Raw genomic sequence first — 16,893 nt, 5'->3', positions numbered from 1 at the left:
AAAGCCCATCATCTCTTAGTTCATATCTAGGTAAAGCTTACACTGTTTTCCATAATGATAATGCATAAATCCAGTTCGGATCACCATTTCCTTGATAACTCTGGACTGCTTCATATACTTTTCCTTCGTGTAGAACTCTATCTCCCTTTTTATATGCTTTTTTTGCATCCCACGCTTCATATGAAGCGCTTTCGGTTTTTGTAGTAATTGTGAATATATCACTCTGTACGGATTCATTTCCAGCTACATCAACAGCTAATACTACATATTTATAAGTAGTATTAGCGAGCAGATTTTTATCCATATAAGAAGTTGTATTGGATGTTGCAATCTTTTTCATTGATCCTTCTGTTTCTCTATAAATATCGTAATGGTCTACACCAATATTATCGTCAGATGGACTCCACATTAAATCCACACTTGACGCTGTCGTTCCCATACTATGTAATCCTTTTGGTTGTGTTGGTGCTTCTGTATCAGGAATCTCATCTGTTGTTTTTACTGTAAGCGCTGTACTTTCTTTCGATACATTTCCAGCTGAGTCAATTGCTTTTACAGTATAAGAGTATTCTGTGCTTGGTTGTAATTTCTTATCAATAAAATGAGTGCCTAGTACTGTATCGATCATCTCTCCGTTTCGGAAGATTTGATATCCTTTTACCCCTACATTATCCGTAGAAGCGTTCCATGTTAGTTCTACACTATTCGCTGTTACTTTTTGCGTCTGAAGTCCATTTGGAATACTTGGCGCTTCTATGTCTGGTTTCACATCATTAATAAGATTAACATCAATTACATTATAGAATGCATTTGCTGTATCAGCTACATCCCATACTGCTAAAATCACATGATATCCACTACGATCAGTAGGTATATTGATTTTATGAGTTAAATTATTTGAAGCTGCAGAACCATCATGTTGTACAGTTCCAATTGGTTCGAAATCTGCTCTTGTTAGCGCTTTATTTGGATTCCATCCTTTTTTAGTAATATAGTAATGCCACTTACTCGTTAAGTGAGGCGCAGTATACTTCCAAGTAAATGTATTTTCCCCACCAGTAATTGTATTTTTAAACCAACGATTTGCTGTTTGTTGATCTAAAATACCGCCAAATTTTCCGCCTGCTGAAGCAATTTGTCCATCTACTGGACCACCTTGTGGGAACCCTTTTGGAGCTTCTAAACTTTGTGGTTCATACATAACACTTCCACAGTTTACATTTAGCGCACCATAAGTTGGACTACATAAAGCGGATCGGCTACTAGGCTTTTCAACAAAACCGTGCGCATAAGCATTTTGAGGAATAAGTGTCGTACTAATAATTCCAGCTGTTAATGCTACAGCTCCTAAACTTTTTTTGTTCATTTTCATATTTTGTAGTTGTTTTAAAAATCGATTATTCATGTTCATGTCTCCTTCTTGTTATACTTTGTAGTGGAATGTGGGCTTTGATGTAAAAGAATAACAAGAGACAAACTTGTACCGATGTATGTGTTAATTATGCATACACCGCAGTGAAATTATATTTTTCTTGTGAAATATTTCACTTTATGAATATATCATGACATAGAAATTACCTGAGTATGTGCAGAAGTTGTGCAGAAACAGTGAAATTATTACTAACATGTAAAACTAAGTCCTAACATTTTAAAATACAATTTGAATATATTTATCTATCATCTTTACTTCATAATTGAAAATACATTTAACTGGTTAACTTTTATTCTTATACTTATATCTCTCAGTGCCTTAGTTTTAACCATACTAGATATTAAAAATAAGAATTATAAAGTTAAATAAAAAGCATCCTATTTAGATGCTTTTCTAATGTAGAATTTCATTTTTTTCACTGACCTACAAATATAAAAATTTCATCAACAGCTTCCTTATATCCACCTGATTTTTGGAAAGATTCCTTCAAATTCAAAGCAACTTCTTTATATGAAGGATTATTTAAAATTAGTTCCACATTTTCACGTAGTTGCTCTTCAGTTAATTCCTTCATATGTAACTGAACTCCCGCCTCAAGACTCTCCACTTGCTTTGCGACTACTGGCTGATCTGCACTTTGCGGTATTACAACGAGCGGAACCCCGTTATACAGTCCTTCATGCGCACTGTTCATCCCGCCATGTGTAATAAATAGTTTCGTATATGTAAGCAGCTCAGTTTGGGGTACATAGTTTTTCACAATGAAGTTTTTAGGAATTTCGCCTAGATCACTTATTTTTGTTTTATTACCAATAGACATAACAATTGTATGCTCACTATTCTCAAAGGCCTTCATACACAGTTTATAAAAGTCAATCGCTTCATTAAAAACAGTACCTAATGAAATATAAATCGGACTTTTTTCTTCAATTGAAGTAAAATCAACGTCTCTGTTTTTCATTTGTGCAGAGATAGATGGTCCTACAAATTTATATGTTTCATCAAACGTATCACCAAAAGGCTGGAACTCCTTAATTGTATATACAATAGTAAGGGGTGCAGGATTACAGAAAACTTCATACGATGATTTTATTTCAACACCATATTTTTCAGCAATTCCCTTCGTTAAGTTTTGAAAATCATTCTGTATTTTATCATAAATTTCTACTGGGATATTTTTTGATAGATGACCTAACATTTGCTCAAAGGATTTTTCATCCTGCGCAAAAGATGTGCATGAATTTATGGCTGGAAGTTTAAGGATTTGAGCAATTAAATGGCCACAGCCAAACATAGAATCATGAATTATGTAATCAAAATGTTCACCTTCAATTTGTTCTAGAACGCTAGGTATGACAATATCCGCTGTATGTAGAAGGCCATTTATTCTTTCCTGTAAATAATTTCTGCCTCCAGATAGAAACGCTTTTATAAATTTTTGATCATCAATTGTTCGTACAGTAGCACCTGTCTTCTCAATCCGCTCCCTGAAAGCTTCTATTGAAAAATAAACGACCTCTTCACCACGAGAAATCAATTCATCTACAACTTGTAAAGTTGGATTTATATGTCCTTCTGATCCAGCATTAATAAATAAAACACGCGCCATAATAAACACTCCTTACGTTAAATCATTTCTATGTTGGCAAGAGTACGGATTCTCTCCATACTCTTTTCCTAGCTGTTCGTATCATGTTCCTACTAAATTGACCTAGCAAGTCTAAAACCGAGATCATCTATATGAAATGTAGGATGGCTTCGACGACGACAAGTAGCGCCGCACCCTCTCGCTGTTTCAGCCCAACTACCACCACGAAAAATGCGGTATGATCCGTACACTGTTTCATCATACAAATCATAACACCATTCCCAAACGTTCCCTAGCATATCATAAAGTCCCCATGCATTCGGTTCTTTTTGGCCAACGTCATGAATCTCTCCATTTGAATTTTCATTATACCACGCTATATCATGAAGTTTCCCGTATGTATATCCGGTTGTACTTGCTTTACATGCATATTGCCACTCCGCCTCAGATGGTAATCGGTAGCCATTTGAATCTAAATTACATTTCACAATTTGACCACCATCACTAATAGAATAATATTCTTTTAATCCCGCTTTTTTTGAAAGTACATTACAAAACGCAATGGCATCGTTCCATGAAATATTGACAACTGGTTTATGATTTTTATCAAAATTATTTAATGTACTATTTGTAATAGCATCATATAGTTCCATTGTTACAGCATACTTTGCAAGAAGAAATGGTTGAATTTGTACTAGCCATTCTTTTTTTATTCGATCATCTCTTAATACTACCTCTCCAGCTGGAATATTGACCATTAATGAATCGATTAGTTGAATTAAATCGTTAGTCATTTTCTATTCCTCCAAACGTTCATTTTATATGAAATTAAAGTCATATACTCATTACAAAATACAATTTTCAAAAAGCGTTAAATTTTTCATAATAAAAAACGATTAGTTTTATTAAACTAATCGGTAAGATTCACAAAGAATTTCTGTGTTACATTCTATAATTATATGTGCTCTAAAAATTTCCGAACCTCATTTGGAGATTTTAAAACAATAACCTTTTTCTCTTCCGGCAATTGCTCTAACTCTTTTAAAATTGTAGGTCGTTTAGCATTAGGATATTCCCATATCCATTTAAAAAATTGCAAATCAAATCTTTCTTCACATCCTGCGCCCATATCTGGTCTTGTTTTATTTCGGTATTTTACAATTCTTTTAAAAGCCCTATAAACACAAATTGTTCTATGAATATCAAGGAAGATAATTGTATCAGCTGCATTCAGTCTTATACCCATCGTCCCGCCGTAATTCCCATCAATAATCCATTTCTCATCTTTAATTAAGTTATTTTGAACTGTTATTTGTTCTTCTCTCGGAACACCTTCCCAATTCGGTTTCCAAAATAATGCATCAAGATGATGCACCTTAATATTTAATTTATTTCCTAACTGCCTTGCTAATGTAGATTTTCCTGAACCACCAGAACCAATTAATATTATTTTTTTCATACCTTTACGATACCTTCTATAACTTCTTCAATAGTTTCCTTATTAGCGAAAATCCAGAAGAACATTTCTTCATTTAACTTTAATAAATCTGGTAACTGGACAAAATAAGCAATAAAGATAATTTGAATTGAAAGCATAACATACCAAATAGCTTTTAGTTCTTCTTTCGTTAAATCATTTTGTTTATAATAACCTTCAAAGACTTTGCTAACGATATGTAACCATTTCCCTCTTAATCTTTCATCACTAAATAGCTCGCTTAATATACTTGTACAGCAATAACATAAATCAAATATTTTTACATTATTTTCTAAAATCTCAAAATCTATAAACCCTTCCAGTTTATCATCTTTAAAGATTACATTTGATAGATGCATATCACGATGAATAATTTGTCTCGGTAATGGATGGACCGTTTCCTTGAAAGCTGCGTGCATTCGCTCCATCTTTTGAATTACCTCTCGATGAACATACTCATTCTTTTCTAAAATCGGTATAGCCCATTCAAATGCCATCCTATATAAATCTCTTTTTATTAACTCATGGTCACTATTCACCGAATGTAATGCTTTGTGCAGATTAGCTATTTCTTCTCCAATTGTACTTGCTAGCCTTTCCAGCTTATTCGTATCTTTTATTTCTAAAACACTTCCGGCAACATACTCATATAAGCAATAATATTTTTCTTTATATAATACATATTGTTCATCATTTTCTGTCTTTACTACTCTCTGTACTTTAATTCCCTTTTCATACAGTTGCTTCAAAACATCGAATTCAACTAGAAGTTGCTTTATTGATCCTGTTTTCTTTAAAATATACTCTTTATTCTTGCATATAACCTTCGCTACTTTTTGTTGAATTACAGTAGCTGTGACATGTTCATTTTGAAACCAAAACTTTGCAATTTCCAGTGCTTGTTCCATTTACAAATACCCCTTTTACAATTCTTATGTCTTCCGAAAAATAACCTCACACAGTACTCCCACTCCAACACCAATTGTATAGGCCACTAAATCACTCCACAAAAAACCGTATCCCAACACGAGTCCGCCCAAAGTCGTTGCACGCATGCTATCTATCCATTCCGCATGATACAATTGGCTCGCTTCAATCCCGTAGCAAAACATTAAACTAATAAAAGCCAACTTCTTCGTCTCTGTTTTAGGAAACAAAAATCCAAAGCCAGTGAAAATCATTAATGCCCATAAAGCATCGCCTAAGTAATCATTTAATAGATGTGGTAGTGCAAAAGAAAACTTTCTTGAGCTAAGACCTAAAATAATAATAACTATAGTAAATAGTGCATATACTACTCTATTTCGTTTCGTATTCATTTTAAAGTCCCCTAATATGTAATGTAAAACTGTAAATAGCTAGTAAAACAAAGTTATTTTACTAGCTATTTATTAGTTGCTTTAATGATAAGAAAATGTGGATTCGTATTTAGATAATAATATGATTTTTCGTCTACTTCTTTCATTTTTTCAATTGCCTTCGGTTCTACTATCTCTTCTAATACAAAATAATTTGTAGTTTCATTTAGTATGTCTTGTAATGATCTTCTAAAAAACTTGACTTCAATAGTAATATTCGGTTTAACCCAAGTATCTATTAATAACTGTTTTTCAAAATAATTTTCACATGGAAACTTTGTGAAATCCATAAAAGGATGATGAATAGAATATATAAGTTCTCCACCTGGCTTCAATACACGACGAAATTCTTGAAATACTTGATTCCAATTTTCTATATAATGAAGAGTTAATGAACTTACAATCACATCATATGTATTATCTTTAAATGGCAATGTTTCTTGCAGATCATGACAAAGGAACGTTGCTTCTTCTCCTATATTTTCTTTTGCTGCTTTTACCATTTCAGGACTTACATCAATTGCTGTAACATTTGCTCCTCTTTTTATGAATTGAGAAGTATACCATCCAGCTGCACATCCAGCATCTAGTATCTTTTTTCCTTCTAGTTCCTTTGGAATAAGCTCCATCATCGCCGGTCTTTCATAATAACTGTTATATGGATTTGCGAAATCTAGATTTTCTTTATATGTACTCGCTAATTTATCATACGTATCTTTAATAGAATCTTTCATTACACACACTCCTAATACATATTAATCTATTAACTCCTGCTGCTTTTTCTTTGAAAATGATTGTAGTACTAAATCATACGACCAATCAATCATTTTATTAATTTGCTCCTGCTCTATATCCTTATGAATATAAACAGTATTCCAATGTTTTTTATTCATATGATACCCTGGAATAATGGTTTCTGGATAATCTTCTCTTATTCTTAATGCGACTTCTGGATCACACTTCAATGTAATCGCAGCTTTTTCGCCTTCTTCATGATTTACTATCGCAAATATTTTATTATTAAGCCTCATACATGTTGCACTCCAACCATCTGGAGAATCTTCTGTCGCTTTTCTTTTCGATAAACAGTACGCTCTTGTTGCATTCATTTTAATTGGCACCTCTTATTCTTCCCTGTTTGATTACGATGCATCACAATTTGCTTCGTTGCTTGAAATTGCTGCTCACCGTAAAACTTTATTAGCTTCTCTCCGCAAAATAGACTAACAATATGAATATGAGATATTTCCTCGAGTAACATTGTAAGCATCTTCTCTCCAATACCTTTATTTCTTACACTCTCATGTACGACAACATCTTCAATGTATGCTCGAAAAATACCATCAGAAACGACTCTAGCAAATCCAACTAATTCATTTTCTTCCCATACTCCAATGGCTATGCTATTCTTTAACATTTTTTCAATATCGACTTCTTTTCTTTCTGGCCACCAACCGACAGAATCATAAAGTTTTTTTATTTTTTCTGCACAGATTGGTTGTTCTTGTTGCAATTTATACGTGTACATATTCTTTCTCCTATCAAACAGTATACATAATATTATTATAATCTCTTTTCAAAAAAGTGCTGACTATAACCTTTCGGATGATCTTCAACGACACCATACTCCCTGTAACCGTGCTTTTTATAAAATTCTGGTGCTTGAAAACTAAATGAATCTAGCAATATTAATCTACACCCTTTCTCCTTCGCAATCCCTTCAATTTCATGTAAAAGTTGGCTGCCATAACCGTCATGACGAACTGATTCATCAACCCATAAAAAGTCGATATGAAGGTGATAAAAATACATCGTACCTGTTACGCCACCAAAAATTTTTCCTTCTTCATTTTTTACTACGAGGCGTACTTCTTCCATCGTCTGTCTTGCCTCATCTGTTAAGATGGACATATTATATTGAATAACTTTATTTTTAATATATTCTCCTTCAGTACGTGTACCGTTCTTTATATGTTTCATTTATATTGCTTCCTTTCAGCTTAGTAATCTACATTTTATTTTTTCTCTTTAAAATACTAATACATACGAATCCACCATATGTAACAAAACATGAAAAGCCAATTATACCTGGTACAGAGACATATCCTACCCTTATGTAACTTATAACCGCAAAACAAACGATAGACAATAAAATAGATGGCCAAAATATAAGAGCTGTTTTTCTTCTTCCTCGTTGCGATGTACTTTCTTTCTCTCCAGAAACACGTGTGCCAAAAAGCAATACAATACAAATAAGGATCGCTGCAAAGTAAATTGTATCTAATGACAAATTGTGATCATATAGTGCGATTCCAACTTCAAGAGCAATAATCGTTAAAATTAAAATAATGATTGTTGAAGTCTTTAAGTTTCTTTTCAATCGCTCACTCCTAGCATGCTTTCACTATATTCTTTGTATATGTACTTTAAAACTGCTGCAAAAGCTTCATCTACCTCTGTATTTTCACGTCGATTCGGTAAATCTTTTCCCCCCATCACATAAAGAAGCGGAAATTCGTTAAACATTCCTATAATACCAATATTTATTGTAGCTGTGAGTAATCCACCTGTCATATGAGCTAAATGATAATATGGGATTTCTTCATACTCTCCTTGCTGTCTTACCATGCCGCTAATAATTGGTTCCCATAATTCTGGTTCTGATTTATAACCTTGAAAGGTTTGTATGAAAAGGGCAAGAACTTCACTTAATTCTCCAACATTTTTCTCATCTCTAGCATTCTCTTGTATATAAATTTTTGAAAAGTACGTTTGTGCGTACATTTTCACAGCATCCCATCCACCACAGTGCATTACAACTGACTGTGCAACGCAACTATCATGACAAGCAATCATTACCTCTACCGCTTGACTAAGTGTTAAAGAAGTTCTTCCTTGTAAATGCGGATATAACTGCGCACTATCTTCATGCGGATTAAATTTAATGTGATGAAGTATAATTCCAATTATGTTTATTTTCCTTCACCATTTGCGTTACTACAAATCCAATGACTAATTTTGCTGCTGATGCTAACGGAATATTTAATTCATTATTATATGAAGCAACTATCCGATTATCTTTTGTAGAATAAATTGCCATTCCCACATAATTAGATTGTACCTCTTTTATTTTATTTATAACAGTTTCCATTTCCATCCCTCTTTTTATATCGTTATATTAACTTCTAATATTTCAACATTGAATGTAAAAAAACTTTTCATTAGCTATTAAAATAAGAAAAAGGTAGCATGAATTTTTTCTTGCTACCGAAAAATATTTATTCTTCTATAGGATTTTCAGGACCGTTAAGTTCCAGCTGATAAAAAGCTAAATCTAGCCATTTATTAAACTTATAACCAGCTTTTTTTATTGTTCCTGCATGAATAAATCCATAGTTTTGATGCAAGGCAATACTTTTCTCATTCTCTGCATCAATTCCAGCAATTAAGGTCATATACTCTCTTTCCTTTGCAATTTTGATTAATTCTTTCATTAATGAAGACCCAATGCCATTTTTTCTATATGCCTTATCTACATACACAGAATGTTCAACTGAATATTTATAAGCAGGCCACGCTCTAAATGGGCCGAATGTCGCAAATCCTACTACTTTATTATCTAATTCATATACGAAAATTGGATACCCTTCAGCCTTTTTTTGTTCATACCAATCTATTCTATTTTCAAGGGTTACAGGTTTATACGCATATACAGCTGTTGTATAAAGTATCGCATCGTTATAAATATCTAAAATGTATGCTAAATCTCTTTTCGTTGCTTCCCTTATCATTGTTTTCTTCCTTTCATCATGTTCATCTTATTTCACTATCTTTTCAATAGTTTTATTTTATCGAAATTTCCGATTTTTATCTACATACGAATACTAGCTTTTCGGAAACCATCAAGTATATTTATTGCAGCAGATAACATGTAGAAGAAAATTCCTCCCCCAATGAGCCACGTTTTAAACTCCTCTGGGGAAATAGTAAATGCATTTGCCAAATACGTAATAAATCCTGCGTTTAATAAATGTGGATTTACTACAATTACAATGAATATGATTGTTCCGACTACTTGAAGAATAGCATTTCCAATTGCCAACCTTTTCGTCCATTGTCCCTGTACTAACTTATAAAGTGATATAGCTACTTCGAAAACGATCATAACCAAAATTAGGGGCCAGTATTGAAGCAAAACATCTTGATTAAACGTTGGCGCGACAAACTTCAATCCGTTTTCTGTACCATGATATACGCCTACAAGATGATTCGCATAAAAGTAAAGTGTAGCCCATATTGCTGTCCACATTAAACCTCCAAAAACTTCAAACTTTGAAATCGCCTTTTTCTTCGGGATATACGAAACATTTTTCAAGTCATCTGGTGTCCATTTTTTTAAGCTTGTTGTTAATGGGTGTGGATCCTTTTCTTTATCAGTTCTTTCTAAAATAGCAAATACAAGTGTTAACCAGAAAAATACATGGAGACCCACTTCAAAAATTTCCCCTATACCTTTACCTATCAATTGTAAAATAACATTTAATACCGCTTGATCACCATTATAGCCTATAAAATTTTCTGCAACCATTGAAATGAGCGCAATAACAGCTGCAATTGGTATAATCATTTTTAATAGCGTCGTATATACATCAAAATAACGTGGTCCAATTAAATGCATTGGTCTATCCAAGTACCCATTAGCCAATGAAACTGGACTTCCCAATTTTTCGAGTATACTCTTCACATCTTTCTCATTATAATCGTCTGGTAACATATCCTCTATTGTTGACCGTAGTTCAAGTGTAATATCTTCACGATTTTGTTCAGGCAATCTCTTCGCAACTTCATGGACATACATATCAATCAAACTCATTTTCGTCCTCCTCCTTTAATAAGTTATAAAGTTCTTTCGAATCCTTTACCCACTGCTTTTTCAATTGTAAAAATATCTCTAATCCATATTCACTTAAAACATAATACTTACGAGGTCTACTCTCTGTTTTATCCCAACTACTCGTCACTAACTCCTGCTTTTCTAATCGGCGAAGTAGTGGATATAAAGTACTTTGATCAATTGTAATCCCTGATTGCTCCAATAACTGGACAAGTGAATATCCGTACTGCGGCGTTCTTAATTGACTTAAAACAGCTAACGTTAATGTCCCTCTTCTTAACTCAGTAATTAACGAGTTTAATAAAGTATCCATTCACTCACCTCATTTCCATTACTATATGTCATACAGTATGTGTTTTATACTATGTATCGTACAGTATTAATGTGACAAAAACTATAATCATTTACCAAAAAACGGATAATAAAAAGCGCAAATTATATGATTTTTGCTTTTTTAGCTAAGTTATATATCTATAGCACTCTAAAAGGTAGCAACCTTAACTACTAATTTTGAAGTTCCAGTAATGCTATATTAAGTTACAAATATCGTATACATATGATGTGAACATAACATTTCACTATAGGAAGCTATAAAAATGGCGAATTACCATGCTTGAATGATTCCCGTTTTCAGCACCTAATCAACGTTATTTCCTTCATAAACTTCATCTTGTTCAAAATCTTTATTTTTGTTTGGTTTATTAGAGAAAAATAAAAAAACAATTAAATTAGGTTAATTGTTTTTCAAATGCAAAATCTTTATTTTTTTAAATAATCTATGATATTCGAAAAGACAAACTCTCCAAATGCAAGTGGTATATAAATAAACCATAACTTTAATATTGCCTTTGTTTCTTTGTGATCAGAATCCCCCATTAAAACCAATCCTATCCTTTTTCTTCTAATATTTTCATTTTAATTCCAATAACAAGGAAATTATACCATTTATTAATGTTGTAGTCTATGTTTTCTAAAAATTAAATAAATACTAATGTTGCATTACCTTAATATCCAGATAAACATAATAACTTTTTTTACGTTTCATCTTCAAAGTCTATAATGAGTCCTGTTAGAACTGCTACATTACCAATCAATTGGATCCCGCGACCAATAAAATCCATCTTAAATTCTTCCCACTTTAATTTATGTAATGATATAATAACACTAAATTTTCAACACGTGCTTAATAGATTGGGGACTTATAATGGATAAACCTCTCACTGCATTACAAACTATTATTATACATATGAATACAAATGAACATTGGCATGATTTTATTTGTTACTGTCAGCATCGCGAAGCGGGACTTCGAAAATTAGCTTATAAACATTTAGAGACATTTATTTCAAATGCAAAGAAATGGGAATCAAAAGATCAAGAAGAGTTTGCCATTTCGTTGTTTACTATTTTAGATGCATTAAACGAAAAAGATGAGGTCTTAACTTTCTCACTAAATAGTTTTCTAATTGACATTCTATATAGATGGACAGAAAACAACCCGATTGATTCAAGACCTTTTAGATGGATAGGAATTTATATGGACTCTAGCAATAAAGATGACGATTTAGAAAAATTCCTTCGAAAAGCGATTGAATTAGGTGGTGATACCGAACAAGAAGCTATGATATACCTAGTTTCTAATTACATCCATACTTTAGAATTTGGTACACATGAATTCCCTTCAGGTTATTGCGGAGATTTAAGCGAATGTATAGAAAAACTTCCCTATATGCTTCAATTAATTAATAGAATTCAGAATAAGAACATAAAGGAGCAAAACATTGGTCAAATACAAGAACAACTACACTTAATTCTAGATTGGTTAAAACATACACAAATTCCAGTAGATGCTGTTCGTACATGGGAAAAAGAACAAACTAAGGAATTAGAAATGGTCATTGTATATTATTTACACAACAGCTCAAGTCGTTAATTCATCTTGTACAGAGATAATAAAGTTGTTTAAAACATAATAAAATTGTTTAAAAAACGCCAGTCATGTTATTCAACAATCGGACTATATAATGGAATGAATCCTTGTAAAAATTAGAAATATTTGAAATAATCGTTATTAAGTTGAAGCAGAACGATTGCAGAAAAAGGTGATACAACTTTTTCTTACTTAAGAATCGCGAAACAGTTGAAAATTTTAATTAATTATATTCCGAAAGGGTGTGTGTAGTATCTTATCAACTAATGTTTTTACTTATAAATCTAAGGATGGAAAAACAGTAATAATTAGAGAAGCTAAAGAACAGGATGCAGAAAGAATACTAGATTCTGCTTCAAAAGCTTTAATAAACGCTCCATACATGCTAAGTACGGTTGAGGATTTAAAAAAGGTGCGTATCGATGCTATTCAAAAAACGTTAAAAGCTTATCATGAAAATCCAAATTATGTACAGTTTATTGCTGAAGTTGATGGTAAGTTAGTAGGTGCAATAGATTTTAAGAACGGAAACAAAGAAAAAATTAGTCATCAAGGGGCTTTTGCGATGACCATACTACCTGAATATCGAAATTATGGTATTGGAAGAGCTCTTCTAGAAACGTTAATCAATTGGGCTAAAAATAACAGTAAGATTGAAAAAGTTTGTCTTGAGGTAATGGAAGATAATCTAGGTGCAATCCAGTTATATAAGAATCTAGGCTTCTTTGAAGAGGGTAGAAAAGCAAAGGGTGTAAAATTGGATGATAGCTATCAAAATTTAATATTAATGGCTTTATTCGTTTAAAATTGAACATTAATTTCAATATAAAAAGAGGATCTTCATAGTCATCTCCCTGTTAAGTAGACAGTAATAGAAATCCTCTTTTTATATTTATCCCACATTAGCTTGCAGTAAAACTCCCCACTGATTATAGTTTTACTTTATTTTAATCCTTTAATTAAAGGTGACACTTCTCCACTATGGAAAATCCATAAGTCATGAAGTGATCTCGTACATCCGACATATAGTAATTTTGCATCATGTTTTGTGTTTTTGTAATGTTCTTCATCCACATCAATTAAAAGCACCGCATCAAATTCTAAACCTTTCGCTAAATAGACAGGTACTACTGATATACCACCTTCATATTTACTTTGGTTTGCTTCAATTACGTTGACCGTTAATCCTGCATTTGTTAATTTCACATATATATCACGGCATTCATCTTCTGTTCTTCCGATTACCGCAATTGTTTTCACATCTGCATTTTGCAAATGTTTTACCGTCTTCACAATTTCAGTAAATTGATTTTCTGCATGAATTACTTTTACATCTTCTCCACTGCGGAAGACTGGTGTTGCGAGTCCTACTGGGATTTCTGCATTTTTAATTATTTCATTTGCAAATTCAATAATTTCTTTTGTAGAACGATAACTTCTTGTCAATTCATAATAACCGGTTTCTTGGAATACTTCCTTAAAAGCATTCCAATCTTCAATTCCTTGGTAATCATAAATCGCTTGCGATAAATCACCTAATATAGTGAAAGAATTACCTAATGTAATTTCTTTTAATACATAAACTTGGAAAGGCGAAAAATCTTGCGCTTCATCAATAACAACGTGATGAAACTTCTGCCCGATTTCAATCCCTGTTATACGATGATGTATGTATATTAAAGCTGGTAAATCTTCTACATACACTTCTTTTTTACGACAACTCTTTTCTGTTTCTTGAACAAGTTCTTCAGGTAATACTTCGAGTATTTCTTTGCTTTTCAACATTGAACTGTATAGTGAAAGTGGGCTCATTTTTGGCCAAAAATTCATATAGGTGTTCAATCTCTTTGTTGCTTCTTTTTTTAGTAACTTTTTCTCGTTTGTTTCTCCATACTTTTTAAGTTCAATTTCAATCCAACGTTTCATACGGCCGACTAAACGTTCTCTTCTCTTCTTTAATGGATAATGTTTATATTCCACTTGCATCCATTTTTTAACGTCTTCCACTGGAATAACAGCTTTATCCCATGCCTCAAAATCTTTTGTTGGCACTAAATCATTTTCAAATTGAGTCATTCTTTCTTCTATAAACGCCTTAAATTCTAGCGTACCTTTTAATTTACCGATCATAATCTTTCTTTCATCGCGATTAATTGAAAAGGCTTCTTTCAATTTTTCTTCTGTCTGCTTTAGTTTCACTGAACCCTCTAACGTACGTAATGCCCAATCCGAAAACGTTGTTTGACTAATATTCCCTACACCTAATTCAGGAAGTACACTCGAAATATAGTCTAAAAACAGACTATTCGGCGCAAATACGATCATTCTTTCTGCTTCTAGTTGTTCACGATATTCATAAATTAAAAAAGCAAGGCGATGTAAAGCGATTGTTGTCTTTCCGCTCCCTGCAACCCCTTGAATTAATAATGGCAAGTTTCTTTCCGCACGAATAATATCATTTTGTTCCGATTGAATCGTTGAAACAATATCCTTTAGCTTATTATCTTTATTCTCACCTAATCGATATAGAAGAAAATCATCGGCATGCGATACATCTTCATTTCCTTTTACATATGTATCAACAACACGTTCAAGTTCTCTTTTTCGAATGGAAATGTTTCGTTTTAAATACACATCACCTTCTACTAACCCATCTGGTGATTGATAAAATGCTAACTCTTCTCCACCGGTAAATGAATAAAACATACTTGCGACAGGTGCTCTCCAATCAATAATAATTGGTTTCATCGTGTCCATATCCGAAACCCCTACTTTTCCAATATAAATCGGCATAACTGCTTCTTTACCATCTTCCTGAAAATCTAACCTTCCAAAGTACGGCTCTTGCACACCAATACGTAAATTTTGTCTATTAGACTCTCTCATACTTTCAAGAATTTGCTCTTTAAAATCTTCTCCATAATAAACTGGGATTTTTTCAAGCTTATCCAATTGCTCATCCATCGTGTGTAAAGTATCCTTCATTTTTTGTAACTCATCTTCAAATATGTTGCTCATTTCGACGATTCCCTCCTGTCCGTTCTAATTTTTCAGTCGAAATACCATTGTATTAAAAATTCAATTGTAAAGTCAATAGTTTCCAATTAAATTTTCCGAAAAAACTTACTTTTTATCTTTCTAATTTTAAAGATATATACAACATCTAAATCACATCACTACACATATAGTATAGTGATGCATACAAAAAATACCTCTTTCTATTTGTGACCTATTTAATTTATATATTGACAAACAATGTAAAAATCAAAGATACATAAAGTGAAAATTTTATAAGGGGGTTTTACTGCCCACAAATAGTAGGCTAAATAAAAGTAAAGGAGTCTATTCAAATGAAATTCGCGAAAAAGAAATCACTAAAGTTATATTTACTTATTTTTGTATTAACTGTTTTGGCCAGTGGATGGATTGGGGTATTTCTAGATTCTCTTCTAACAAATCAACCTGCAGGAAACACTTTAGGTATGGGGTTATGGCTAATATTACCTTTCCTCGTAAGCATTTTACTTAGAGTTATTAGCCGAGATTGGAATGATTTTGGCATCAAGCCAAATTTGAAAGGAAACTTTATATGGTATTTCACTGCACTACTTATTTATCCATTCGTTACAGTAATAACGATAAGCATATCGCTCATTTTTGGAGTAGTTCATATTTCTAGTTTTGATATATCCACGTTATTGTCACTCATAGTCATGTCTACTATTGGTAACTTTATTAAAAATATTTTTGAAGAGTTTTCTTGGCGTGGTTATTTAACTCCAAAGTTGATTGAACTAAATCTAAACGATTGGTACATTTATATTATTTCTGGTTTAATTTGGGCACTTTGGCATGCTGCATATTATATAGTCTTTTTGCCAAATGAATATTTTGAATCTATCTCAAGATTAAATATGCTTTTATCTGGCTGTATCCTTATGGTTTGTTGGTCAATTATGTATGTTGAAATATATAGACTTACAAAATCTGTCTGGCCATGCGTTATCATGCATGCGATCGAGGATGCTGTTCCTACTGTTTTAGTTACAATAACAGGGATTATTACTCTTACAAACAGTAGTGATTTTTGGTTAAATCCTATTAGCGGGGTCGCTGCTACTGTTTTATTTCTCGGAATTGGAATCGTACTAAGAACTATAAGAATAAAAAGAGAACGATAATTATTCACACAATAAAAGTAAAAAGAGTAAGGA

The 16,893-nt window shown here is 32.5% G+C and carries 18 protein-coding genes and 1 pseudogene; 3 read left to right on the top strand and 16 right to left on the bottom strand.

What is annotated here, in order from left to right; all coding sequences use genetic code 11:
• Positions 1-37 precede the first annotated feature (37 nt).
• The 15 genes and pseudogenes from MRP26_RS15475 to MRP26_RS15405 all read right to left on the bottom strand — a co-directional run bounded on the left by MRP26_RS15475 (position 38) and on the right by MRP26_RS15405 (position 11,062).
• Positions 38-1,405 carry a lytic polysaccharide monooxygenase gene (locus tag MRP26_RS15475; protein WP_242806278.1) on the bottom strand — a complete coding sequence of 456 codons (1,368 nt, stop codon included), beginning with the start codon at positions 1,403-1,405 and terminating at the stop codon, positions 38-40.
• Between the two features lie 442 nt (positions 1,406-1,847).
• A complete protein-coding gene (locus MRP26_RS15470) occupies positions 1,848-3,041 on the bottom strand; it encodes a macrolide family glycosyltransferase (protein ID WP_088023625.1) in 1,194 nt (397 codons plus the stop codon).
• 92 nt (positions 3,042-3,133) lie between these two features.
• The gene (locus MRP26_RS15465) at positions 3,134-3,814 is read right to left on the bottom strand and encodes a formylglycine-generating enzyme family protein (protein ID WP_000180345.1); all 681 of its coding nucleotides are present in this window, start codon (positions 3,812-3,814) and stop codon (positions 3,134-3,136) included.
• 161 nt (positions 3,815-3,975) lie between these two features.
• Positions 3,976-4,479, bottom strand: coding sequence for a DNA topology modulation protein (locus MRP26_RS15460; RefSeq protein WP_000720561.1), 504 nt, complete (start codon positions 4,477-4,479; stop codon positions 3,976-3,978).
• On the bottom strand, positions 4,476-5,405 hold the full coding sequence (locus tag MRP26_RS15455; RefSeq protein WP_069358081.1) for a phosphotransferase enzyme family protein: 930 nt from the start codon (positions 5,403-5,405) through the stop codon (positions 4,476-4,478). The genes MRP26_RS15460 and MRP26_RS15455 overlap by 4 nt, the downstream gene beginning before the upstream one ends.
• A 24-nt stretch (positions 5,406-5,429) precedes the next feature.
• Complete coding sequence (locus MRP26_RS15450) at positions 5,430-5,816, bottom strand: ribosomal maturation YjgA family protein (RefSeq protein WP_001093456.1); 387 nt, start codon at positions 5,814-5,816, stop codon at positions 5,430-5,432.
• 65 nt (positions 5,817-5,881) lie between these two features.
• Positions 5,882-6,589 (bottom strand): class I SAM-dependent methyltransferase, encoded by a 708-nt coding sequence (locus MRP26_RS15445; RefSeq protein ID WP_000655262.1) that lies wholly within the window; start codon positions 6,587-6,589, stop codon positions 5,882-5,884.
• A gap of 21 nt (positions 6,590-6,610) precedes the next feature.
• The gene (locus MRP26_RS15440) at positions 6,611-6,964 is read right to left on the bottom strand and encodes an MmcQ/YjbR family DNA-binding protein (RefSeq protein WP_197242566.1); all 354 of its coding nucleotides are present in this window, start codon (positions 6,962-6,964) and stop codon (positions 6,611-6,613) included.
• Positions 6,961-7,383 carry a GNAT family N-acetyltransferase gene (locus tag MRP26_RS15435; protein WP_242806277.1) on the bottom strand — a complete coding sequence of 141 codons (423 nt, stop codon included), beginning with the start codon at positions 7,381-7,383 and terminating at the stop codon, positions 6,961-6,963. The genes MRP26_RS15440 and MRP26_RS15435 overlap by 4 nt, the downstream gene beginning before the upstream one ends.
• Positions 7,384-7,418: 35 nt before the next feature.
• Entirely contained in the window at positions 7,419-7,835 is a 417-nt protein-coding gene (locus tag MRP26_RS15430) for a GNAT family N-acetyltransferase (RefSeq protein ID WP_061457337.1), read from the bottom strand.
• Between the two features lie 28 nt (positions 7,836-7,863).
• The gene (locus tag MRP26_RS15425) at positions 7,864-8,235 is read right to left on the bottom strand and encodes a hypothetical protein (protein ID WP_000827997.1); all 372 of its coding nucleotides are present in this window, start codon (positions 8,233-8,235) and stop codon (positions 7,864-7,866) included.
• Positions 8,232-9,006, bottom strand: a pseudogene (locus tag MRP26_RS15420) (serine hydrolase). Before MRP26_RS15420 ends, MRP26_RS15425 begins: the two are co-directional and overlap by 4 nt.
• A 127-nt stretch (positions 9,007-9,133) precedes the next feature.
• Entirely contained in the window at positions 9,134-9,646 is a 513-nt protein-coding gene (locus tag MRP26_RS15415; protein WP_000617522.1) for a GNAT family N-acetyltransferase, read from the bottom strand.
• 80 nt (positions 9,647-9,726) lie between these two features.
• On the bottom strand, positions 9,727-10,728 hold the full coding sequence (locus MRP26_RS15410) for an HAAS signaling domain-containing protein (RefSeq protein ID WP_242806276.1): 1,002 nt from the start codon (positions 10,726-10,728) through the stop codon (positions 9,727-9,729).
• Positions 10,715-11,062: a PadR family transcriptional regulator gene (locus tag MRP26_RS15405; protein ID WP_000380296.1), complete on the bottom strand. Its 348-nt coding sequence runs from the start codon at positions 11,060-11,062 to the stop codon at positions 10,715-10,717. The genes MRP26_RS15410 and MRP26_RS15405 overlap by 14 nt, the downstream gene beginning before the upstream one ends.
• A gap of 891 nt (positions 11,063-11,953) precedes the next feature.
• Here MRP26_RS15405 and MRP26_RS15400 point away from each other — a divergent pair.
• Both MRP26_RS15400 and MRP26_RS15395 read left to right on the top strand, forming a co-directional pair.
• On the top strand, positions 11,954-12,682 hold the full coding sequence (locus MRP26_RS15400; RefSeq protein ID WP_242806274.1) for a hypothetical protein: 729 nt from the start codon (positions 11,954-11,956) through the stop codon (positions 12,680-12,682).
• Positions 12,683-12,923: 241 nt separating this feature from the next.
• Entirely contained in the window at positions 12,924-13,484 is a 561-nt protein-coding gene (locus tag MRP26_RS15395) for a GNAT family N-acetyltransferase (RefSeq protein ID WP_000337117.1), read from the top strand.
• A gap of 137 nt (positions 13,485-13,621) precedes the next feature.
• Here MRP26_RS15395 and MRP26_RS15390 read toward each other — a convergent pair whose 3' ends face one another.
• The gene (locus MRP26_RS15390; protein ID WP_242806272.1) at positions 13,622-15,697 is read right to left on the bottom strand and encodes a HelD family protein; all 2,076 of its coding nucleotides are present in this window, start codon (positions 15,695-15,697) and stop codon (positions 13,622-13,624) included.
• Positions 15,698-16,029: 332 nt separating this feature from the next.
• Here MRP26_RS15390 and MRP26_RS15385 point away from each other — a divergent pair, with 332 nt between their 5' ends.
• The gene (locus MRP26_RS15385) at positions 16,030-16,860 is read left to right on the top strand and encodes a CPBP family glutamic-type intramembrane protease (protein WP_242806270.1); all 831 of its coding nucleotides are present in this window, start codon (positions 16,030-16,032) and stop codon (positions 16,858-16,860) included.
• Positions 16,861-16,893: the final 33 nt, after the last annotated feature.

Source organism: Bacillus sp. CCB-MMP212, assembly GCF_022748145.1.
Classification (GTDB): domain Bacteria; phylum Bacillota; class Bacilli; order Bacillales; family Bacillaceae_G; genus Bacillus_A; species Bacillus_A cereus.
Note: the sequence above shows the minus strand (reverse complement) of the source record. Positions and strands in the feature narration are given on the sequence as shown.